22 protein-coding genes and 1 pseudogene are annotated in these 18,809 nt (G+C 73.8%); 16 read left to right on the forward strand and 7 right to left on the reverse strand.

Features of this window, described 5'->3' with window-relative positions; all coding sequences use genetic code 11:
- Positions 1-94 precede the first annotated feature (94 nt).
- Genes hisD through hisF form a run of 8 tightly spaced genes read left to right on the forward strand, consistent with a single transcriptional unit; the run spans position 95 to position 5,921 of the window.
- Positions 95-1,414: a histidinol dehydrogenase gene (hisD, locus tag IQ279_RS01795; protein WP_206346452.1), complete on the forward strand. Its 1,320-nt coding sequence runs from the start codon at positions 95-97 to the stop codon at positions 1,412-1,414.
- A complete protein-coding gene (locus IQ279_RS01800; protein ID WP_206346453.1) occupies positions 1,411-2,526 on the forward strand; it encodes a histidinol-phosphate transaminase in 1,116 nt (371 codons plus the stop codon). The genes hisD and IQ279_RS01800 overlap by 4 nt, the downstream gene beginning before the upstream one ends.
- A complete protein-coding gene (gene hisB, locus IQ279_RS01805; protein ID WP_093655257.1) occupies positions 2,523-3,113 on the forward strand; it encodes an imidazoleglycerol-phosphate dehydratase HisB in 591 nt (196 codons plus the stop codon). The genes IQ279_RS01800 and hisB overlap by 4 nt, the downstream gene beginning before the upstream one ends.
- Positions 3,110-3,274, forward strand: coding sequence for a CG2302 family histidine operon protein (locus tag IQ279_RS01810; RefSeq protein ID WP_206346454.1), 165 nt, complete (start codon positions 3,110-3,112; stop codon positions 3,272-3,274). Before hisB ends, IQ279_RS01810 begins: the two co-directional genes overlap by 4 nt.
- The gene (hisH, locus tag IQ279_RS01815) at positions 3,271-3,912 is read left to right on the forward strand and encodes an imidazole glycerol phosphate synthase subunit HisH (protein ID WP_206346455.1); all 642 of its coding nucleotides are present in this window, start codon (positions 3,271-3,273) and stop codon (positions 3,910-3,912) included. The genes IQ279_RS01810 and hisH overlap by 4 nt, the downstream gene beginning before the upstream one ends.
- A gap of 48 nt (positions 3,913-3,960) precedes the next feature.
- The gene (gene priA / locus IQ279_RS01820; RefSeq protein WP_093848396.1) at positions 3,961-4,692 is read left to right on the forward strand and encodes a bifunctional 1-(5-phosphoribosyl)-5-((5-phosphoribosylamino)methylideneamino)imidazole-4-carboxamide isomerase/phosphoribosylanthranilate isomerase PriA; all 732 of its coding nucleotides are present in this window, start codon (positions 3,961-3,963) and stop codon (positions 4,690-4,692) included.
- Complete coding sequence (locus IQ279_RS01825) at positions 4,689-5,150, forward strand: RidA family protein (protein ID WP_206346456.1); 462 nt, start codon at positions 4,689-4,691, stop codon at positions 5,148-5,150. The genes priA and IQ279_RS01825 overlap by 4 nt, the downstream gene beginning before the upstream one ends.
- Entirely contained in the window at positions 5,151-5,921 is a 771-nt protein-coding gene (gene hisF / locus IQ279_RS01830; protein ID WP_206346457.1) for an imidazole glycerol phosphate synthase subunit HisF, read from the forward strand.
- Positions 5,922-5,973: 52 nt separating this feature from the next.
- On the opposite strand, the pseudogene IQ279_RS01835 reads toward hisF, so the two are convergent.
- The 3 genes and pseudogenes from IQ279_RS01835 to IQ279_RS01845 all read right to left on the reverse strand — a co-directional run bounded on the left by IQ279_RS01835 (position 5,974) and on the right by IQ279_RS01845 (position 8,327).
- A pseudogene (locus IQ279_RS01835) lies at positions 5,974-6,683 on the reverse strand (MBL fold metallo-hydrolase).
- A gap of 117 nt (positions 6,684-6,800) precedes the next feature.
- Positions 6,801-7,433 (reverse strand): TIGR03085 family metal-binding protein, encoded by a 633-nt coding sequence (locus tag IQ279_RS01840; protein WP_206346458.1) that lies wholly within the window; start codon positions 7,431-7,433, stop codon positions 6,801-6,803.
- 51 nt (positions 7,434-7,484) lie between these two features.
- Positions 7,485-8,327 carry a hypothetical protein gene (locus IQ279_RS01845; protein ID WP_206346459.1) on the reverse strand — a complete coding sequence of 281 codons (843 nt, stop codon included), beginning with the start codon at positions 8,325-8,327 and terminating at the stop codon, positions 7,485-7,487.
- A 159-nt stretch (positions 8,328-8,486) separates the two neighbouring features.
- On the opposite strand from IQ279_RS01845, the gene hisI reads away from it, so the two are divergent.
- The 8 genes from hisI to trpA all read left to right on the forward strand — a co-directional run bounded on the left by hisI (position 8,487) and on the right by trpA (position 14,869).
- Positions 8,487-8,870 carry a phosphoribosyl-AMP cyclohydrolase gene (gene hisI, locus IQ279_RS01850; RefSeq protein ID WP_206346460.1) on the forward strand — a complete coding sequence of 128 codons (384 nt, stop codon included), beginning with the start codon at positions 8,487-8,489 and terminating at the stop codon, positions 8,868-8,870.
- The gene (locus IQ279_RS01855) at positions 8,867-10,414 is read left to right on the forward strand and encodes an anthranilate synthase component I (RefSeq protein ID WP_206346461.1); all 1,548 of its coding nucleotides are present in this window, start codon (positions 8,867-8,869) and stop codon (positions 10,412-10,414) included. Before hisI ends, IQ279_RS01855 begins: the two co-directional genes overlap by 4 nt.
- Positions 10,411-11,079, forward strand: coding sequence for a TIGR02234 family membrane protein (locus tag IQ279_RS01860; protein ID WP_206346462.1), 669 nt, complete (start codon positions 10,411-10,413; stop codon positions 11,077-11,079). The genes IQ279_RS01855 and IQ279_RS01860 overlap by 4 nt, the downstream gene beginning before the upstream one ends.
- Before the next feature lie 47 nt (positions 11,080-11,126).
- Positions 11,127-11,369, forward strand: coding sequence for an HGxxPAAW family protein (locus tag IQ279_RS01865; RefSeq protein WP_206346665.1), 243 nt, complete (start codon positions 11,127-11,129; stop codon positions 11,367-11,369).
- A gap of 237 nt (positions 11,370-11,606) precedes the next feature.
- On the forward strand, positions 11,607-12,413 hold the full coding sequence (gene trpC, locus IQ279_RS01870; RefSeq protein WP_206346463.1) for an indole-3-glycerol phosphate synthase TrpC: 807 nt from the start codon (positions 11,607-11,609) through the stop codon (positions 12,411-12,413).
- Between the two features lie 16 nt (positions 12,414-12,429).
- Positions 12,430-12,582: a tryptophan biosynthesis modulator TrpM gene (trpM, locus tag IQ279_RS01875; protein ID WP_206346464.1), complete on the forward strand. Its 153-nt coding sequence runs from the start codon at positions 12,430-12,432 to the stop codon at positions 12,580-12,582.
- A 218-nt stretch (positions 12,583-12,800) separates the two neighbouring features.
- Complete coding sequence (gene trpB, locus IQ279_RS01880; protein ID WP_206346465.1) at positions 12,801-14,051, forward strand: tryptophan synthase subunit beta; 1,251 nt, start codon at positions 12,801-12,803, stop codon at positions 14,049-14,051.
- The gene (trpA, locus tag IQ279_RS01885) at positions 14,051-14,869 is read left to right on the forward strand and encodes a tryptophan synthase subunit alpha (RefSeq protein ID WP_206346466.1); all 819 of its coding nucleotides are present in this window, start codon (positions 14,051-14,053) and stop codon (positions 14,867-14,869) included. Before trpB ends, trpA begins: the two co-directional genes overlap by 1 nt.
- Positions 14,870-14,988: 119 nt before the next feature.
- Here trpA and IQ279_RS01890 read toward each other — a convergent pair whose 3' ends face one another.
- The 4 genes from IQ279_RS01890 to IQ279_RS01905 are packed head-to-tail and all read right to left on the reverse strand — an operon-like array spanning position 14,989 to position 18,777.
- The gene (locus IQ279_RS01890) at positions 14,989-16,461 is read right to left on the reverse strand and encodes a sodium/solute symporter (RefSeq protein WP_206346467.1); all 1,473 of its coding nucleotides are present in this window, start codon (positions 16,459-16,461) and stop codon (positions 14,989-14,991) included.
- Positions 16,458-16,889: a hypothetical protein gene (locus IQ279_RS01895; protein WP_206346468.1), complete on the reverse strand. Its 432-nt coding sequence runs from the start codon at positions 16,887-16,889 to the stop codon at positions 16,458-16,460. Before IQ279_RS01895 ends, IQ279_RS01890 begins: the two co-directional genes overlap by 4 nt.
- A complete protein-coding gene (locus tag IQ279_RS01900) occupies positions 16,886-17,674 on the reverse strand; it encodes a LytR/AlgR family response regulator transcription factor (RefSeq protein WP_206346469.1) in 789 nt (262 codons plus the stop codon). The genes IQ279_RS01895 and IQ279_RS01900 overlap by 4 nt, the downstream gene beginning before the upstream one ends.
- On the reverse strand, positions 17,671-18,777 hold the full coding sequence (locus IQ279_RS01905; protein ID WP_307792022.1) for a sensor histidine kinase: 1,107 nt from the start codon (positions 18,775-18,777) through the stop codon (positions 17,671-17,673). Before IQ279_RS01905 ends, IQ279_RS01900 begins: the two co-directional genes overlap by 4 nt.
- Positions 18,778-18,809 lie beyond the last annotated feature (32 nt).

Raw genomic sequence — 18,809 nt, forward strand, 5'->3', positions numbered from 1 at the left:
CAGGCCCACCCGTACCGCGTATCACGCACTGATACGGAGCGCCGGGCACCGGATCGCGTCTGAGACACTGGGACACGTGCTTCGATCCGTATCCATGACCCGACTCGACCTGCGCGGACGCGACCTCGCCGCCGCCGGGGTCGAGCGGGAGCTGCTGCCCCGAGCCGAACTCGACGTCGAGGCCGCCCTGGAGAAGGTGCGGCCGATCTGCGACGCGGTGCACCATCGCGGCACGGCCGCGGTGATCGAGTACAACGAGCGCTTCGACGGTGTGCGGCTGGAGCGCGTACGGGTCCCGGCCGAGGCACTGGGCAAGGCACTGGCCGACCTCGACCCGGCCGTGCGGGCGGCGCTGGAGGAGTCCATCCGCCGCGCCCGGATCGTCCACCGCGACCAGCGGCGCACCGACTCCACCGTCCGCGTCGTCCCCGGCGGCACCGTCACCGAGCGCTGGGTGCCGGTCGAGCGCGTGGGCCTGTACGTCCCCGGCGGGCGGGCCGTCTACCCGTCGTCCGTGGTGATGAACGTCGTGCCCGCGCAGGAGGCCGAGGTCGGCTCGCTGGCCGTCGCCTCGCCGCCGCAGAAGGAGTTCGGGGGGCTGCCGCACCCCACGATCCTGGCCGCCTGCGCCCTGCTGGGCGTCGAGGAGGTGTACGCCGCCGGCGGAGCCCAGGCGATCGCCATGTTCGCCTACGGCACCGAGGAGTGCGCGCCCGCCCAACTGGTCACAGGCCCCGGCAACATCTGGGTCGCGGCCGCCAAGCGCCTGCTCAAGGGCCGTATCGGCATCGACTCCGAGGCCGGCCCCACCGAGATCGCCGTCCTCGCCGACGACACCGCCGACGCCCGCCACGTCGCCGCCGACCTGATCAGCCAGGCCGAGCACGACACCCTGGCCGCCGCCGTCCTGGTCACCCCCTCCGAGGCGCTGGCCGACGCCGTCGACTCCGAGCTGACCTCCCAGGTGGCCTCCACCAAGCACGCCGAGCGCATCGCCGAGGCGCTGGCCGGACGGCAGTCCGGCACCATCCTGGTGGACGACCTGGACCAGGGTCTGGCGGTGGTGGACGCCTACGCCGCCGAGCACCTGGAGATCCAGACCGAGAACGCCGCCGAGGTCGCCGCCCGGGTCCGCAACGCGGGCGCGGTCTTCGTCGGCCCCTGGGCCCCGGTCTCGCTGGGCGACTACTGCGCCGGCTCCAACCACGTGCTGCCCACCGGCGGCTGCGCCTGCCACTCCTCCGGGCTGTCCGTGCAGTCCTTCCTGCGCGGCATCCACGTCGTGGACTACACCCGCGACGCGCTGGCCGACGTGGCCCACCACGTGGTCACCCTGGCGGAGGCCGAGGACCTGCCCGCACACGGGGCGGCCCTCAAGGCGAGGTTCGACTGGAAGGTGCCCCAGGGAAAGTGACCGGCATCGACGACCTGCCCATCCGGGACGAACTGCGCGGCAAGTCCCCCTACGGGGCGCCGCAGCTGGACGTGCCCGTGCGGCTGAACACCAACGAGAACCCCTACCCGCTGCCCGAGGCGCTGGTGGCCCGCATCGCCGAACGCGTCGCCGAGGCCGCCCGCGGGCTCAACCGCTACCCCGACCGCGACGCGGTGGAGCTGCGCGGCGAGCTGGCCCGCTATCTGACGCGCACCGCCGGGCACGAGGTCACCGCGGAGAACGTCTGGGCCGCCAACGGCTCCAACGAGGTGCTCCAGCAGCTCCTCCAGGCGTTCGGCGGGCCGGGGCGCACCGCGATCGGCTTCGAGCCCTCGTACTCGATGCACGCCCTGATCGCCCGCGGCACCGGCACCGGCTGGATCTCCGGGCCGCGCGACGACGACTTCCGCATCGACGTGGAGGCGGCGAAGGCGGTCATCGCCGAGCGCCGGCCGCACGTGGTCTTCGTCTGCTCGCCCAACAACCCCACCGGCACGGCCGTCGACGCCAAGACCGTGCTGGCCCTGTACGACGCCGCCCAGGCCGCCCGGCCCTCGATGGTGATCGTCGACGAGGCGTACGGCGAGTTCAGCCACCGGCCCTCGCTGCTGCCGCTGACCGAGGGCCGCCCGGGCCTGGTGGTCTCGCGCACCATGTCCAAGGCGTTCGGCGCCGCCGGACTGCGGCTGGGCTACCTCGCCGCCCACCCGGCCGTCGTCGACGCCGTCCAGCTGGTGCGCCTGCCCTACCACCTGTCCGCCGTCACCCAGGCCACCGCGCTCGCCGCGCTGGAACACACCGACACCCTCCTCGGTTATGTCCGGCAGCTCAAGGACGAGCGGGACCGGCTGGTGGCCGAGCTGCGGGCGATGGGCTGCGAGGTCACCGACTCCGACGCCAACTTCGTGCAGTTCGGGAACTTCGACGGCCCCGGCGGCGCCCACGCCGTGTGGCAGGCGCTGCTGGAGCGGGGCGTGCTGGTCCGGGACAACGGAGTGCCGGGCCGGCTGCGGGTCACCGCGGGCACCCCGGCCGAGAACGACGCGTTCCTCGACGCGGTACGCGCAGTACTGAAGGAGAACAACCGATGAGCCGTGTGGGTCGCGTCGAGCGCACCACCAAGGAGACCTCCGTCGTCGTCGAGATCGACCTCGACGGCACCGGGAAGGTCGACGTGTCGACCGGGGTCGGCTTCTACGACCACATGCTCGACCAGCTCGGCCGCCACGGGCTGTTCGACCTCACGGTCAAGACCGAGGGCGACCTGCACATCGACAGCCACCACACCATCGAGGACAGCTCGCTGGCGCTCGGCGCCGCCTTCCGGCAGGCGCTGGGCGACAAGCGGGGCATCGTCCGCTTCGCAAACGCCTCGGTGCCGCTGGACGAGTCCCTCGCCCAGGTGACCGTGGACCTGTCGGGGCGGCCGTACCTGGTGCACAGCGAGCCGGAGAACATGGCGCCGATGATCGGCAGCTACGACACCACGATGACCCGGCACATCCTGGAGTCCTTCGTCGCCCAGGCGCAGATCGCCCTGCACGTCCACGTCCCCTACGGCCGCAACGCGCACCACATCGTGGAGTGCCAGTTCAAGGCGCTGGCCCGCGCGCTGCGCTACGCCAGCGAGATCGACCCGCGCCAGACGGGCATCCCCTCCACCAAGGGCGCGCTGTGAGCGGTGTCTCCATCGTGCTGATCTTCGTGGGACTCTTCCTGCTCGGCGGCGCCGTCTCCTTCTGGAAGCAGCGGATGCCCAAGGGAGTCATCACCCTGCTCGGTATCGGTGCCGCCCTGTCCCTGATCGCCGGAATCCTGCGCCTGGAGGTGTGGTCGTGACGGAGAGGAAGAAGGTCGTCGTCTTCGACTACGGCTTCGGCAACGTGCGCTCGGCCGAGCGTGCCCTGGCCCGGGCCGGCGCGGAGGTGGAGATCACCGGCGACTACGACACCGCGATGAACGCCGACGGGCTGCTCGTGCCCGGCGTCGGCGCCTTCGCCGCCTGCATGACGGGTCTGCGCAGGGCCCGCGGCGACTGGGTCGTCGAGCGCCGGCTCGCCGGCGGGCGCCCGGTGATGGGGATCTGCGTCGGCATGCAGATCCTGTTCGGCCGGGGCATCGAGCACGGTGTCGAGGCCGAGGGCCTGGACGAGTGGCCCGGCACGGTCGGCCCGCTCAAGGCGGACGTCGTACCGCACATGGGCTGGAACACCGTCGAGGCGCCCGGGGACTCCAGGCTGTTCGCGGGCCTGCCCGCAGACGCCCGCTACTACTTCGTGCACTCCTACGCCGTGCACGACTGGGAACTCCAGAGCACCAACCCCGCCATGGCGGCCCCCAAGGTCACCTGGGCCACCCACGGCGAGCGGTTCGTCGCCGCCGTGGAGAACGGCCCGCTGTGGGCCACCCAGTTCCACCCCGAGAAGTCCGGCGACGCCGGCGCACAGCTGCTGACCAACTGGATCAGCACCCTCTAGCCCCACCCGCCACCCCACCGACCCCCAGGATCTTAGGACCGCCAGCTGATGAGCACCCACCGTCTCGAACTCCTCCCCGCCGTCGACGTCCGCGACGGACAGGCCGTCCGTCTCGTCCACGGCGAGTCCGGCACCGAGACCTCCTACGGCGACCCGCTGGAGGCCGCCCTGGCCTGGCAGCGGGCGGGAGCGCAGTGGCTGCATCTGGTGGACCTGGACGCCGCGTTCGGCACCGGCGACAACCGCGAGCGGATCGCCGAGGTCGTCCGCACCATGGACATCAGGGTCGAGCTCTCCGGCGGCATCCGCGACGACGCCTCCCTGGCCGCCGCGCTGGCCACCGGCTGCACCCGGGTGAACCTGGGCACCGCCGCGCTGGAGAGCCCCGAGTGGGTCGCCAAGGTGATCGCCGAGCACGGCGACCGGATCGCCGTCGGCCTCGACGTGCGCGGCACCACCCTGCGCGGGCGCGGCTGGACCCGTGACGGCGGCGACCTCTACGAGACGCTGGAGCGCCTGAACTCCGAGGGCTGCGCCCGCTACGTGGTCACCGACATCGCCAAGGACGGCACCCTCAAGGGCCCCAACCTCCAGCTGCTGAAGGACGTCTGCGCCGCCACCGACCGCCCGGTCGTCGCCTCCGGCGGCGTCTCCTCCCTCGACGACCTGCGTGCGATCGCCACCCTGGTACCCGAGGGGGTCGAAGGCGCCATCGTGGGCAAGGCCCTCTACGCCAAGGCGTTCACCCTGGAAGAGGCCCTGGAGGCAGTGTCCCGATGACGGAGTCCGCGGCGGTGGGGCGGCAGAGCGACGCAGACGGGGAGACGGACGGGGACGGCCGGCGGCTCCGGCGAGTGCGCGGCGACAGCCCCTGGGAGGAGACCATCGGTTTCGCCCGGGCCGTCGAGATCGGCGACCGGATCCTCGTCGCGGGCACGATGCCCCTGGTCGACGGGGCGATCCAGGGCGAGGGCGACCCGTACGTCCAGGCCCGGACCGCCTTCGAGCGCGCAGTGGCGGCCCTGGAGCCGTTCGGCCTGGACGTCCGCTCCGTCGTCCGCACCCGCATGTACATAACCCACGCGCGCGACGTGGAGGAGGTGGGCCGCGCCCACCGCGAGGTCTTCGGCTCCGTCCGCCCCGTCGCGACGCTCGTGGTCGTCTCCGGCTTCGTCGACTCGCGCGTACTGGTCGAGGTGGAGATCGAAGCCTTCCGCACACCGAAGGAGCACCCTTAAGTGTCCCTGGCCGTACGAGTCATCCCCTGCCTGGACGTGGACGGCGGCCGGGTCGTCAAGGGGGTCAACTTCCAGAACCTGCGCGACGCCGGCGACCCGGTCGAGATGGCCAAGGTGTACGACGCGGAGGGCGCCGACGAGCTGACCTTCCTCGACATCACCGCCTCCTCCGGCGACCGCGAGACCACCTACGACGTGGTGCGCCGTACCGCCGAACAGGTCTTCATCCCGCTGACGGTGGGCGGCGGCGTACGCACCACCGAGGACGTGGACAAGCTGCTGCGCGCGGGCGCCGACAAGGTGGGTGTCAACACCGCCGCCATCGCCCGCCCGGAACTGATCCGGGAGATCGCCGAGCGCTTCGGCAGCCAGGTGCTGGTGCTGTCGGTGGACGCCCGCCGCTGCCCGGAGGGGACGGTGACGCCGTCCGGCTTCGAGGTCACCACGCACGGAGGCCGGCGCGGCACCGGCATCGACGCGGTGGAATGGGCGCACCGGGCCGCCGAGCTGGGGGCCGGGGAGATCCTGCTCAACTCCATGGACGCCGACGGCACCAAGGACGGCTACGACATCGCCATGGTCGGTGCCGTCCGCAAGCACGTCACCATCCCCGTCATCGCCTCCGGCGGAGCGGGGAAGCTCGCCGACTTCGCCCCGGCGGTGGAGGCGGGCGCGGACGCGGTGCTGGCCGCGAGTGTCTTCCACTTCGGCGACCTGCGCATCGGGCAGGTCAAGAACGCCCTGCGCGAGGCCGGCCACCCGGTGCGCTGACCGGCGCACCGGGTGACCCGGGCGATCCGGGCGGCCCGCCGGACCGTCCGGGTCATACGCCGTCACCCGCGGCCCGTGCGGCCCTGCGCAGGGCCGCGCCCGCGTCCCGGGGGATCGGGTCGCCGTGCCCGAAGCAGGCGGTCTCCGTCTCCAGGGCGGCCAGCCGGCGGAACGACTCCATCGCGCGGGCACGGTCGAGGTTGAATACCCCCAGGATGGTGCGGCCCTCCACGTTCGCGATCGCGTCCCCCGTGAAGAGCACTCCGTGCGCGGGCAGATGGATCGCGATGCTGCCGTCGGTGTGACCGGGCGCGGCCACCACCCGGGCCCCGCCGCCGAAGTCGACCACGTCGCCGTCGGCCAGTTCGCGGTCCACCCGGCACGGCGGGGCCGCGGGCAGCGGGGGCAGGTTCTCGTACAGCTCGCGCTCCCAGCCGGGCGCGTCGGTGAAGTCCGGCGGCGGACCGGGCGCATCGCCCCGGACGAACGGCGCGTCCAGCCGGTGCGCCATGACGGTCGCGCCGGTCAGCTCCGCGAGTTCGGCGGCGCCGCCGGCGTGGTCCTCGTGGAAGTGGGTCAGGACGATGCGGTCGACGTCCCCGGGCTCGTGACCCAGTTCCCGGACGGCCTCGGCGACGGCGGCCCGGAACCGGCGCTCCCGGCGTCCACCAGGGTCAGCGAACCGGGGTCGCGCCACAGATACGCCTGGCCGACGGCGAAGGCGAGCATGTGCAGACCGGGCAGTACTCGGATGGTCTCCATGACGTGCATCCGAACACGTAGACCGCCACCGCGCCGTGCCGTTCGCCGTCGGCTTGAACGGATGAGAGCCTTCCAGGGCCCTCCAGGGTCTCCAGGCGTTCCAGGGTGGCCAGGACCTCAGAGGCCGAGCTTCGCCTCCCGGACGCGCGCCACGGACTTCTCGTCGCCCTCCAGCTCCACCCGTGCCGAGTCCTGCCGGCCGGAGACGAAGAGGAGCAGCTCACCGGGCTCGCCGGTGACGGTGACCACGGGGGTGCCCTTGCGGGCCACCGCCACCTGGCCGTTGGGGCGGCGCAGCACCAGACCGACAGGGCACCGGCGGCCGTAGGCGCGGGCGGTGGTCTCCAGCCGCCGCCACAGGGCGTCGGCGAGGACCGGGTCGACCTCGCGCGGTGTCCACTCCGGCCGGGCCCGCCGGACGTCCTCGCCGTGGACGAAGAACTCCACGGTGTTGGCCGCCTCGTCGACCTGCTTGAGGGAGAAGGGCGACATCTTCGGCGGCCCGGTGCGGATGAGCTGGATCAGCTCCTCGTACGGCTTGGCCGCGAACTCCTGCTGTACCCGCTCCAGCCGGGGTTGCAGCGCCTTGACGAGTATTCCGCCGGCGGCGTCCGCGCGGCGCTCGCGCACCACGACGTGGGCCGCCAGCTCCCTGGTCCGCCACCCTTCGCACAGGGTGGGCGCCTCGGGGCCGTAGGTCTCCAACAGATCGGCGAGCAGAAGGCGTTCGCGCCGGGCGTGGGTCGACATACGGCCACCCTACGACCGTGTGCCGACCCATGCCACGCACCGCGCCCGGGGTCAGCCCGGCAGTGGCGCGTCCAGCTCCGGGCCGTCCACCTTGTTGCTGAGCGTCAGGGAGCAGGTGACCTGGTCCTCACCGCGGTTGTACGTCAGCAGCGTCGGATAGATGGCGTAGTAGTAGTAGGTCCTGTCCTGCGGCATCCGGGCCAGCCGCTTCTCCACGTCCGCCTTGCACAGCGACATGACCTCCTTCTGCAGCTCCGCCTGGGTGTCGAAGTCGCCGGTGATCGTCTCGTTGGCTATCACCTCGCCGTCGTGGGGCCCGTCGCAGGGCCGCTCCTCGACCCCGGTGACATCGCTGCTCAGCGCCGGGTGGTCGAAACAGGTGCCCGGGTCGAGCACCACGTACAGCACGAGGTCGCTGGGCATCGCCGTCACGTCGGGCGTGGGCGCTTCCGCGGACGGCTCCCGCGCCGGCTCGTCGCTCGCCTCGGAGGTGGGGGAGGGCTCGGCGGAGGCGCTGGGCGTGCCGCTCGACTCCGCCCGCTTCTCGCCGCTCCCGCCGTCGGCGGCCATCAGCACGCCCCCGACGATCAGCCCGGCGACGAGCACCGCGGCGATGATGATCGCGGCGACCTTCCCGCCGCTGCCCCCGCCGCCTCCGCCCGGCGGGGGAGGGTAGGGGCCGGGCGCGCCGGGACCGCCGGGCGTGCCCGGATAGCCGTAGCCGCCGGGCCCTCCCGGGGCTCCGGGCGGTCCGGGAGGCCCTCCCGGAACCGGGTAGCCGTAACCGCCCGCGGGTGGGCCGGGCCGCTCGGGCGGACCGAAGCCCTGCGGCGGACCGAAACCGCCGCCTGGACCGGGATTGTGCGCGCCGCCACGCGGCGGTGGATAGCTCATGGCGGAAGGATGCCGTACCACACGGACATGCCAAGTCCCGGGTGCGTCACAACACTGCCACAGGGCCGTGCGGCCCGCGGCGCGCACTCGCGGGCCGTGCCCGTCCCGGTCCTCGGGCGGGGTTCGCGGCGGGCGCCGCGGCGGCGGCACAATGACCCCATGCCCCGATCCCCACTCGACCCCGCCGTCGCCGCCCGCCTCAAGCGCAACGCCGACGGCCTGGTGCCCGCCATCGCCCAGCAGTACGACACCGGTGAGGTGCTGATGCTCGGCTGGATGGACGACGAGGCCCTGCACCGCACCCTCACCACCGGCCGCTGCACCTACTGGAGCCGCAGCCGCGGCGAGTACTGGGTCAAGGGCGACACCTCCGGACACGTCCAGCACGTGAAGTCCGTGGCCCTGGACTGCGACGGAGACACCGTGCTGGTGAGGGTCGACCAGGTGGGCGCCGCCTGCCACACCGGGGACCGCACCTGCTTCGACGCCGGTGAGCTGCCGCTGAGCGGCCCCGATGCGGCACGGGAGGGGAGCCCGGCATGACCGCCCAGGCCACTTCCCGGACCACCTCCCACGGCACCTGCCCGGACCTGGAGACCTTCCGCACGCTGGCCAAGGACCGCCGCGTCATCCCGGTCACCCGGCGCCTGCTGGCCGACGGCGACACCCCCATCGCCCTGTACCGCAAACTCGCCGCCGAGCGCCCCGGCACCTTCCTGCTGGAGTCGGCCGAGAACGGCCGCACCTGGTCGCGCTACTCCTTCGTCGGCGTGCGCACCTCCGCCACTCTCACCGTGCGCGACGGGCGGGCCCACTGGCTGGGCGCCCCGCCGGTCGGCGTCCCCGCCGACGGGGATCCGCTGGACGTCCTGCGCGCCACCGTCGAGGCCCTGCACACCCCCCGCGACCTGCACCGCGACGCCGACCTGCCGCCCTTCACCGGCGGCATGGTCGGCTACCTGGGCTACGACGTCGTGCGGCGCCTGGAGCGCATCGGCGACAGCACCCGCGACGACCTGGGGCTGCCCGAGCTGACCATGATGCTCACCTCCGACCTCGCGGTCCTCGACCACCGTGACGGCACGGTGCTGCTGATCGCCAACGCCATCAACCACAACGACCGCGACACCGGAGTGGACGAGGCCCACGCCGACGCCGTGCGCCGCCTGGACGCCATGGCCGCCGACCTGGCCCGGCCCGCACCCGCCATGGCCGCCCCGCTGCCGGCGCCGGAGCTGCCCGAGTACACGGCCCTGTGGGGCGGGGCGGCCTACCGGGAGGCCGTGGAGGAGATCAAGGAGCGCATCCGCGCGGGCGAGGCGTTCCAGGTGGTGCCCTCGCAGCGCTTCCAGGCGCCCTGCCCGGCGAGCGCGCTGGACGTCTACCGCGTGCTGCGCGCCACCAACCCCAGCCCGTACATGTACCTGCTGCGCCTGGACGGCTTCGATGTCGTCGGCTCCAGTCCCGAGGCCCTGGTGAAGGTCGAGGACGGGCACGCGATGATGCACCCCATCGCCGGTACCCGCCCGCGCGGGGCGACCTTGCAGGAGGACGCGGCCCTGGCCGAGGAGCTGCTGGCCGACTCCAAGGAGCGCGCCGAGCACCTGATGCTCGTCGACCTGGGCCGCAACGACCTGGGCCGGGTCTGCGAGCCCGGCAGCGTCGAGGTCGTGGACTTCATGTCCGTCGAGCGCTACAGCCATGTGATGCACATCGTCTCCACGGTCACCGGGCGGCTGGCCAAGGGGCGTACCGCCTTCGACGCGCTCACCGCCTGCTTCCCGGCCGGCACCCTCTCCGGCGCGCCCAAACCGCGCGCGATGCAGATCATCGAGGAGCTGGAGCCGACCCGGCGCGGCCTGTACGGCGGCTGCGTGGGCTATCTGGACTTCGCCGGCGACGCCGACACCGCCATCGCCATCCGCACCGCGCTGCTGCGCGACGGGACGGCGTACGTCCAGGCGGGCGCCGGGGTGGTGGCCGACTCCGACCCCGCGGCGGAGGACACCGAGTGCCGCAACAAGGCCGCGGCGGTGCTCAGGGCGGTGCACACCGCCGGACGGCTCGGCGGTAGCGTGGTGGAGTGATTTCCCCGCACACGCCCCCTTCCTCCCCCGGACCCGCCCCCCGTTCCGGAACCTCCCCGGGCGCGCGGCGAGCGCTGGGCGCCGCGCTGACCGCCGGCGCGCTGGGCGCCGCCGCGGTGCTCGTGGCCGCCGGGCGGGTCTGGGGCGAGGGCACCGCCGTCCTGGCCCGCGGTGAGGTGCCCGTCCGGGTCGAGGGCGGTGAGGTGACCGGGCTGCCCAGCGCCCTGGCGCTGGTCGGCCTCGCCGCGCTGGTCGCCGTCTTCGCCGTACGCCGCACCGGCCGCGCGCTGGTCGCCGCGCTGCTGGCGCTGTGCGGCGCGGGCACCGTCGCCGCCGCCCTCCTGGGCGCGGGCGACCGGAGCGCACTGGAGGCGAGGGCGGCCGAGGCCAGCGGGCTGACCCGCGGCACGGTCGAGGCCGTCTCCTTCGGCCCGTGGCCCTACGTCGCCGCCCTGGGCGGCGCCGGTCTGCTGGCCGCCGGTCTGCTGGCCCTGCGCCACGGGAGCCGCTGGCCCGCGATGTCGGGCCGGCACGAGCGCGCGGGCGGCGCCGGAACGGCGGCGAGCCGCCGGGCGGCTGCCGATCCGGACCGCCCCGAGGAGCTGTGGAAGGCCCTGGACCGGGGGGAGGACCCCACCACCGGGAGCGGCGGAAACCGGTCCTGACACAATGGCTGGTGAGCGAGCCAGATCGGACCTACGAGGAGCACTCAATGGCGGGCAACAACCACGGACACACCCCTGCCGCCTGGACCGGCGTCACCATCGCGTTCATCGGCTTCTGCATCGCCTCGGTCTTCACCGTGCTGGCCGAGCCGGTGTGGTTCTGGGTCGGTGTGGTCATCACCCTCCTCGGCGGCGTCGCGGGCCTGGTCATGCGCTCGATGGGCATGGGCCAGCCGGAGGAGTCCCACGGCCGCCGCCTGGACCAGTCCAAGGAGCGGGTGGAAGCCTGACGGGGCCGCCCCGGGCGGCTCACCCCGGCGCGGTGCCGGCCGGGCGGCACCGCGCTCCCTCCGTGTCCGGCCGCTCCGTGCGGCGGCACGGCCGCACCGCCCGGTATGTGGGACCAGACCGCCCGGATGCGGGTTCCGCGCCCCGGGCCGGATACCATCGCAGTGCGTGACCGTGTGTCCGGACAAGCCCCGCGCCCGCCGCAGGGGCCCGAGCCAGCCAGGAAGGGGGCCGCTCGCGTGAGTGTGCTCGACGAGATCATCGACGGGGTCCGCGCCGACCTCGCCGAGCGGCAGGCGCGTGTGGGCCTCGACGAGCTCAAGGAGCGCGCGGCCCGTGCGCCGCGCCCGCGCGACGGCGTGGCGGCCCTCAAGGGCGAGGGCGTCAAGGTCATCTGCGAGGTCAAGCGCTCCAGTCCCTCCAAGGGGGCGCTGGCGGCCATCGCGGACCCGGCCGCCCTGGCCGCCGACTACGAGGCGGGCGGCGCCGCGGTCATCTCGGTGCTGACCGAGCAGCGGCGCTTCGGGGGATCGCTGGCCGATCTGGAGGCGGTGCGCGGACGGGTGGACGTCCCCGTGCTGCGCAAGGACTTCATCGTCACCTCCTACCAGCTGTGGGAGGCCCGGGCCCACGGCGCCGACCTCGTCCTGCTGATCGTCGCCGCCCTCGACCAGGACGCGCTGGTGTCGCTGGTGGAGCGTGCCGAGTCCATCGGGCTGACCCCGCTGGTCGAGGTGCACGACGAGGAGGAGGTCGAGCGCGCGGTGGACGCCGGGGCCAAGGTCATCGGCGTGAACGCGCGAAACCTCAAGACCCTGGAGGTCGACCGCGGCACCTTCGCCCGGGTCGCCCCCGAGGTCCCCGAGGGCGTGGTGAGGGTCGCCGAGTCGGGCGTACGCGGCCCGCACGACCTGATCGCCTACGCCAACGAGGGCGCCGACGCGGTGCTCGTCGGCGAGTCCCTGGTCACGGGGAAGGACCCGAGGGCTGCCGTGGCCGACCTGGTCGCCGCCGGCGCCCACCCCGCCCTGCGGCACGGGAACTGAGGCGGGAACGACCGCGATGGCCCTGTCCGCCCGCCTCGCCCCCGGCTGCCGCCCCCGCGGCTGCCGCGCGCCCGCGCGCCGGGTGCTGGGGCGGCGTGTGCGCTACCACATCGGCTGCGAGCCGGGGCAGGTCAACGGCAGGCGATGGCCTGAGCGGGCCGGGCGCTGAACGGCGCACCCCGCCCCGGCCGTACCGCCGGGCCGCCGACGGCCCGCGGGCCGTCGGCGGGCTCCCGCGCGGGCCCTACCACCGGCCGCGCACCCCGCCCGGCCGCACCGCCGCACCCGCTCTTCCGGGCTCTTGCCGTCTCCGTCGGGCCGGTGCGGCACACCGCCTCACGTGACCACCCCTTTCTGGGGCATGCGCCCCGACAAGGAGCATGTCGGATGTCCACCGACTTCTTCGTTCCCGACCCCGAGGGCCGGGTGCCGACCGCCGAGGGCTACTTCGGCGCCTTCGGCGGCAAGTTCATCCCGGAGGCGCTCGTCGCCGCCGTGGACGAGGTCGCCGCCGAGTACGAGAAGGCCAAGGCCGATCCCGCCTTCGCCGCCGAGCTGGAGGACCTGCTCGTCAACTACACCGGCCGGCCCAGCGCGCTGACCGAGGTGCGGCGGTTCGCCGAGCACGCGGGTGGCGCCCGGGTCTTCCTCAAGCGCGAGGACCTCAACCACACCGGCTCGCACAAGATCAACAACGTGCTGGGGCAGGCGCTGCTGACCCGGCGCATGGGCAAGACCCGCGTCATCGCCGAGACCGGCGCGGGCCAGCACGGCGTCGCCACCGCGACCGCGTGCGCCCTGTTCGGCCTGGAGTGCACCGTCTACATGGGCGAGATCGACACCCAGCGCCAGGCGCTCAACGTCGCCCGGATGCGGATGCTGGGCGCCGAGGTGATCCCCGTCACCTCCGGCAGCCGCACCCTGAAGGACGCCATCAACGAGGCGTTCCGCGACTGGGTCGCCAACGTCGACCGCACCCACTACCTCTTCGGCACCGTCGCCGGCCCCCACCCCTTCCCGGCCCTGGTGCGCGACTTCCACCGCGTCATCGGAGTCGAGGCCCGGCGGCAGATCCTTCAGCGCACCGGGCGGCTGCCGGACGCCGCGCTGGCCTGCGTCGGCGGCGGCTCCAACGCCATCGGCCTGTTCCACGCCTTCATCCCCGACACCTCCGTGCGCCTGATCGGACTGGAGGCCGCCGGGCACGGCGTGGACTCCGGCGAGCACGCGGCCACCCTGACGGCCGGTGAGCCGGGCATCCTGCACGGCTCGCGCTCCTACGTCCTGCAGGACGACGAGGGCCAGATCACAGAGCCGTACTCCATCTCCGCCGGACTGGACTACCCCGGCATCGGCCCGGAGCACTCCTACCTCAAGGACACCGGGCGCGGCGAGTACCGCCCGGTCACCGACGACGAGGCGATGCGGGCGCTGCGCCTGCTGTCGGAGACCGAGGGCATCATCCCGGCCATCGAGAGCGCGCACGCGCTGGCCGGCGCCCTGGAGGTCGGCCGCGAGCTGGGCCCGGAGGGGCTGCTGCTGGTGAACCTCTCCGGCCGCGGCGACAAGGACATGGACACCGCCGCCCGCTACTTCGGGCTGTACGACGGTGCGGACACCGCGAAGGGGGCCGAGTGATGGCGGGCCGTGCGGAACTGCTGGGACGCGTCCTGGCGGAGGCGAAGGACGAGGGGCGGGCCGCCCTGGTGGGCTACCTGCCCGCGGGCTTCCCCACCGCTGACGGCGGCATCGCCGCCTGCACCGCCCTGCTGGAGGGCGGCTGCGACATCGTCGAGGTCGGACTGCCGCACAGCGACCCGGTGCTGGACGGGCCGGTCATCCAGACCGCCGACGACATCGCCCTGCGCGGCGGGGTGCGCATCGCGGACGTGCTGCGCACCGTGCGCGAGACGCACGCCGCCACCGGCGCGCCGGTGCTGTGCATGACGTACTGGAACCCCGTCGACCGCTACGGCGCCGAGCGGTTCGCCGCCGAGCTGGCCGAGGCGGGCGGTGCCGGCTGCATCCTGCCCGACCTGCCGGTCGAGGAGTCCGAGGTGTGGCGCAAGGCCGCCGAGCAGCACGGTCTGGCGACCGTCTTCGTGGTCGCCCCCAGCAGCCGCGACGAGCGGCTGGCGAGGATCACCGAGGCCGGCAGCGGCTTCGTCTACGCCGCCTCCCTGATGGGCGTCACCGGCACCCGCGAGTCGGTGGGGCAGGAGGCACAGGAACTGGTGCGCCGTACCCGCGCCACCACCGACCTGCCGGTCTGCGTCGGACTGGGCGTCTCGAACGCGCGGCAGGCCGCGGAGGTGGCCGCCTTCGCGGACGGCGTCATCGTCGGCTCGGCCTTCGTCAAGCGGCTGCTGGACCACGAGGGCGACCCGGAGGCCGGCCTGGCCGCGGTCCGCGAACTCGCCGGAGAGCTGGCCGAGGGCGTACGGCGCCGCGGCTGAGCGGGGCCCGGGGCGAAGGCGCGAGAACGGGCCCGGGGGCGTACGGCGGACGGCCGTGCGCCCCCGGGCCCGCGCATATCCCGGGCGCTCGCGTACCCCCTCGGGAGACCGTGCGCCCGTCAGGGGGCGTGCAGCCGCAGCACGGCGCGCTCGGACCAGTCGGCCGGAACGCCGCGCAGCGAAACCGCGATCATCGTGAGGAACGCCAGCGGAACGGTCCAGGCGGCGGGCTGCGCCAGCAGCACGGTCAGCCAGGCCGACGACGGCTGCGTGAGGGCGGACAGCACCGCGGCCCCCGTCGCCGTGACCACCCCGGTGGCCAGCCCGGCCGCCGCGCCCGCGACCGTCAGCCGCGTCCACCAGATGCCCAGCACCAGCAGCGGGCAGAACGTGGAGGCCGCCACCGCGAACGCCCAGCCGACCACCACGTTGATGTCCAGGTGCGCGGCGGGCAGCGACAGCAGCACCGCCACCAGCGCACCCGCCGCCACCGCCAGGCGCAGCCTGGTCACCCCGCCGCCGAACAGGTCGTGGGAGAGCCCGCCGGCCAGGGCCAGCAGCAGCCCGGAGGAAGTGGACAGGAAAGCGGCGAACGCGCCGGTGGCCACCAGCGCCGTCAGCACACTCCCCAGCGTCCCCGGGACGGCCACCCCCGGCAGGACGACGGAGACGGTGTCGGTGGCGTTGCTGTGCACCAGGTGCGGGGTCAGCACCCGCCCCAGCAGCCCGTAGACGGCCGGGAACAGGTAGAACAGGCCCAGCAGACCGATCACCAGCACGGCCACCCGGCGGGCGGCCCGGGCGGTGGGGCTGGTGTGGAAGCGCATGATCACATGGGGCAGCCCGATGGCCCCCAGCGTGGTGGCCAGCAGCACCGACCAGGTGGACAGCAGCGGCATCCCCGCACCCTGGATGTCGATCAGCGGGCGGGTCCACTCCTCGGCGGCCGGACCCGTCTCCCGGACCGGCCGCAGCGCCTCGGCGCGCGTGTCCGCGCCGACGTGCACGATCAGGTAGATCGCCGGCACGGCGATGAAGGCCAGCTTGACCAGGTAGTGGAACGCCTGGACGTAGGTGGCCGACCGCATGCCGCCCACCGCGATCGAAGCGCTCACCACCAGCCCGGCCAGCACCACGCCCACCCAGTACGGTGTACCGCTGACCAGGCTCAGGACCACACCGGCGCCCTTGAACTGCGGCACCAGATAGAGCCACATGATCACCAGCACGATCACCCCGCACAGCTTGCGGATCGCCGGCGAGCCCAGCCGGTACTCGGCGAAGTCGGGCACCGTGAACGCCCCCGAGCGCCGCATCGGCCCGGCCACCAGCGCCACCACCGCGACGTACCCGGCGGTGAAGCCGACCGCGTACCACATCGCCCCGACGCCGTCCTTGAGCATCAGCCCGGCCAGACCGAGCACCGAGGCGGCCGACACGTACTCCCCGGCGATCGCCATGGCGTTCCAGCCGGGGGCGATACGGCGGGAGGCGACCAGGAAGTCCGGGCTGGTGCGGGCCGCGTGGACGCCGTACAGGCCGATGGCCAGGCTGGCGGCCAGGACCAGGCCGATCGCGGTCACGGCGGTCACGGACCGGCCCCCGCACCCGTACCGGCCCCCGCACCCGTACCCGTGTCCGTGCTCGCGGAGCTCTCCGCGCGCTCGGCACGGCGCACATGGCACAGGGCGAGCAGCAGCAGCACCGGGTAGGTGGCCACCACCAGCACCAGCCACGACACCGGCACGCCCGCCACGTGGAGCCGGTCCAGCACCGGCAGCGCCGCGATCGTCCCGCTGGAGCCGAGCAGCACCGCTCCCAGCAGGGTCACCGTCCGCAGCGCGGTGCGGCGCTGCGCGGCGAACACGGCGCGGGCGGCCTCGGCGTCGGCCGGCGCGGGCAGCGGCAGCAGCTGCGGATGGCGGCGGTGCCCGCGGGCCAGGGCGATACGGGTCTGCGGGCTGGTGACCTTCACCCGGCGCGGACCGCCGAGCTGGCCGCCCTTGACCGGGCTCTTCACCGGGCCGCCCTGCCCAGCCGGCCGCTGCGCGCCGCCTCCAGCAACTGCTCCTTCAGGCTCCGGGCGTGGCGGCGGCTGACCGGCACGTCACCGGCCGGAGTGCACGCCACCAGCCCCGAGGAGCTGGTGACCCGCAGGTCGTGGACCCAGCCGACGGCCACCAGATAGCCGCGGTGCACCCGCACGAAGCCCGCCGGAGCCCATATCTCCTCCAGATACGACAGCGACAGCCGGATCAGATGAGTGCCCTGCCCGGTGTGCAGCCGTATGTAGTCGCCGTGCGCCTCCACGAACTGGACGTCGTCGCGGCGCACGAACACCGTCCGGCGGCCGTGGTCGATCTGGACGACCGCCAGCTCGTCGCGCGGTCCCCCCACCTCGTCCGCGCCGCCGCCCGCCGCGGCCCGCCCGGTGGCGCCGATCCGGGCCACCGACTCGGCCAGCCGCTCGGGCCGGACGGGCTTGAGCAGGTAGTCCACCGCCCCGATGCCGAACGCCTCGATGGCGTGGGACTCCGAGGCGGTGACGAAGACGATGGAGGGCGGTGCCGAGAGCTGGCTGATGACCCGGGCCACGTCCATGCCGTCCAGCCCCGGCATGGAGATGTCCAGGAAGACGGCGTCGAAGGCGGTCGCACCCAGCAGCTGCACCGCCCGGGCGCCGCTCTCGGCGGCGTACACCTCGCCGACCTCCGGTGTGTCCGCCAGGAGGTCGGCGAGCTCCTCGCGGGTGGATGTCTCGTCCTCGACGACGAGGACCCGAAGGGCCCGCGGCACGCTGCTCATTCGGTAACCACTCCTCGCATGAATCGCGGCACCCTGATGGTCACCTTGGTGCCGTTGCCGGGCGCGGTCTCGATGACGAGGCCGTACTCCGGTCCGTACACGGTACGGAGCCGCCGGTCCACGTTGGCCAGACCGACGTTCCTGGCGGGAGGGCCGACTCCGGCGAGGATCGCCCGTGCGAGTTCCGGCTCCATGCCCACTCCGTCGTCCTCGATCTCGATGACGCACAGCGGGCCCTCGCCGAACCCCGAGACGCCGATGTGCCCGGGTCCGGCCTTCTTCTCCAGACCGTGGCGCACGGCATTTTCCACTATGGGCTGGACGACGAGGAAGGGTATGGCGACGGGAAGAATCTCCGGGGCCATCCGGACGGTGATCTCCATCCGGTCGTCGAACCGGGCGCGCTGCAGCTCCAGGTACGTCTGGGTGGCCTGGAGCTCGTCGGCGACCGTCACGTAGTCGCCGGCCGTGGAGAAGCTGTAGCGCAGGTAGTCGGCGAAGTCGGTGAGCAGGCGGCGGGCGCGGCCGGGATCGGTGCGGATGTGCGCGGCGATGACGGCCAGGGAGTTGTGGACGAAGTGCGGGGATATCTGGGCCCGCAGGGTGCGCAGGTCCGCCGCCGCGATCCGGGCGCGGGCGCTGCGCAGCTCGGTGTGGTCCAGCGCCTGCGACACCAGCTCGGCCACCTCGGCCACCTCGGCCTCGTCCAGCGCCCGCCCGTCCGCGGAACCGCCGACCACCAGGCAGCCGGTCAGCTCGTCCGCCACCAGCAGCGGGGCCGCGCACAGCGGGGGCTTGCGGAAGACGGTGCCGTGCTCGTACACCTGGGCGAGCACCGCGTCCAGGTCGGTGCCCTGAGGCAGCGCACCGTGCCGGGCGACGGGCCCGTCGAGGTCGGCGAGTACGACGGCCTCGGCGCCCACCAGCCGCCGGATCCGGCGGACCGCGGCCAGGGCCCGGCTGCCGTGCAGACCGTCCTGGAGGTCCGCGCCGATCAGCCGCACCTCCCGCAGGACGCCGATGGCCCCGGGCAGGCCGGACCCGGCCGGGCCACTCCGGCCCGGCCGTCCGCGGCGGGCGCCTCTCCACGATCCTCTGACCACAGTGCGACCGTATAACGTGACAAATGGTGATG

This window comes from Streptomyces verrucosisporus, assembly GCF_017114865.1.
Lineage (GTDB): Bacteria > Actinomycetota > Actinomycetes > Streptomycetales > Streptomycetaceae > Streptomyces > Streptomyces fenghuangensis.

Coding starts and splice junctions, on each gene's coding strand:
- hisD (WP_206346452.1), top strand. CDS start 95: ATGACCCGACTCGACCTGCGCGGACGCGACCTCGCCGCCGCCGGGGTC.
- hisB (WP_093655257.1), top strand. CDS start 2,523: ATGAGCCGTGTGGGTCGCGTCGAGCGCACCACCAAGGAGACCTCCGTC.
- priA (WP_093848396.1), top strand. CDS start 3,961: ATGAGCACCCACCGTCTCGAACTCCTCCCCGCCGTCGACGTCCGCGAC.
- IQ279_RS01825 (WP_206346456.1), top strand. CDS start 4,689: ATGACGGAGTCCGCGGCGGTGGGGCGGCAGAGCGACGCAGACGGGGAG.
- IQ279_RS01840 (WP_206346458.1), bottom strand. CDS start 7,433: ATGTCGACCCACGCCCGGCGCGAACGCCTTCTGCTCGCCGATCTGTTG.
- IQ279_RS01845 (WP_206346459.1), bottom strand. CDS start 8,327: ATGAGCTATCCACCGCCGCGTGGCGGCGCGCACAATCCCGGTCCAGGC.
- hisI (WP_206346460.1), top strand. CDS start 8,487: ATGCCCCGATCCCCACTCGACCCCGCCGTCGCCGCCCGCCTCAAGCGC.
- IQ279_RS01855 (WP_206346461.1), top strand. CDS start 8,867: ATGACCGCCCAGGCCACTTCCCGGACCACCTCCCACGGCACCTGCCCG.
- IQ279_RS01865 (WP_206346665.1), top strand. CDS start 11,127: ATGGCGGGCAACAACCACGGACACACCCCTGCCGCCTGGACCGGCGTC.
- trpM (WP_206346464.1), top strand. CDS start 12,430: ATGGCCCTGTCCGCCCGCCTCGCCCCCGGCTGCCGCCCCCGCGGCTGC.
- trpB (WP_206346465.1), top strand. CDS start 12,801: ATGTCCACCGACTTCTTCGTTCCCGACCCCGAGGGCCGGGTGCCGACC.
- trpA (WP_206346466.1), top strand. CDS start 14,051: ATGGCGGGCCGTGCGGAACTGCTGGGACGCGTCCTGGCGGAGGCGAAG.
- IQ279_RS01900 (WP_206346469.1), bottom strand. CDS start 17,674: ATGAGCAGCGTGCCGCGGGCCCTTCGGGTCCTCGTCGTCGAGGACGAG.